Origin of the sequence: Winogradskyella psychrotolerans RS-3, assembly GCF_000427335.1 — a bacterium.
Classification (GTDB): Bacteria; Bacteroidota; Bacteroidia; order Flavobacteriales; family Flavobacteriaceae; genus Winogradskyella; species Winogradskyella psychrotolerans.
On record NZ_ATMR01000001.1, the window covers coordinates 1 to 957 of the forward strand.

Annotated in this window: 1 protein-coding gene; it reads right to left on the reverse strand. The window is 45.5% G+C overall.

Going from position 1 to position 957, the window contains the following annotated elements; all coding sequences use genetic code 11:
- Window positions 1-957 (reverse strand): FG-GAP repeat domain-containing protein (locus ADIWIN_RS00005; RefSeq protein WP_040756031.1); only part of this gene is annotated, 957 nt, incomplete at both ends.

Here is a 957-nt window from a genome sequence, read left to right on the forward strand (position 1 = left end):
TCTTTCATTCCATTGCCATTCAGATCGGCAACTGAGAAATACAAACCAGCTCCCTTACCTTCTCCAAATGGGCCATAGCTAATCACATTTTTGGTAAATGACTCCCCGTTCCATTTGAAATAATACATTCCCAGAAAATCATTTCCTCCCGGGTCATTGCCATTGTGGGCTCGGTAGCGTTTGCCAGTCACAAGTTCCATTTCTCCATCATTGTCTATGTCCACCCATTCCATGGTGTGGTATTGAGACTGATAAGGATCAATGGCATGTTTTATAAAGGAGATTTTGTCTCCGCTTTTGACCTGTTCGTACCAGTGCAAACCATAGTCATGGCCTTGCCCAACGATAAGGTCATTTAAACCGTCTTTGTTTACATCAGTTACAATAATGGGTACGCTTGCACCTCCCAGTTGAAAAGTGTCGTGGAGCTTCCATTTTCCATTTTTGAGGTCTTGAGGTGCTTCAAGCCAGCCTTCAGGAACGATGAAATCACCTCTGCCGTCTCCATTTATATCACCAAATCCAAGGCCGTGTCCATGCTTTTGTGTGACAGGGTGTTTTTCAAATTCGCCTGTACCTTTGCCACCCGCATCACGAATCAGGGTGTAGTAGGCGAGGGGTTGATTGGGTGTGTTGGGTACAATGTCCAGGTGTCCGTCATTGTCTACATCCCAGGCACGGGTAGTTTCCACATTGCCAGGTTTTGTAATTTCATGAATAGCCCATTCCTTGTTGCCCCCAGGGTTTTCGGCCCAGTAAAGTGTCTGTCCAAACCAGCCTCCAGTGACATAGTCCATTTTACCGTCTCCATTGACATCCATAGGGATAGTCGAGAAATCATCAAAATATTCGCTAACTCGTTTTACCTGACCAATCAATTGTCTTTTGGTAAATTCAGGCCCCTTGTACCAATAGCTTCCCGATACGATGTCGAGTTGTCCGTCACCATCTACATCG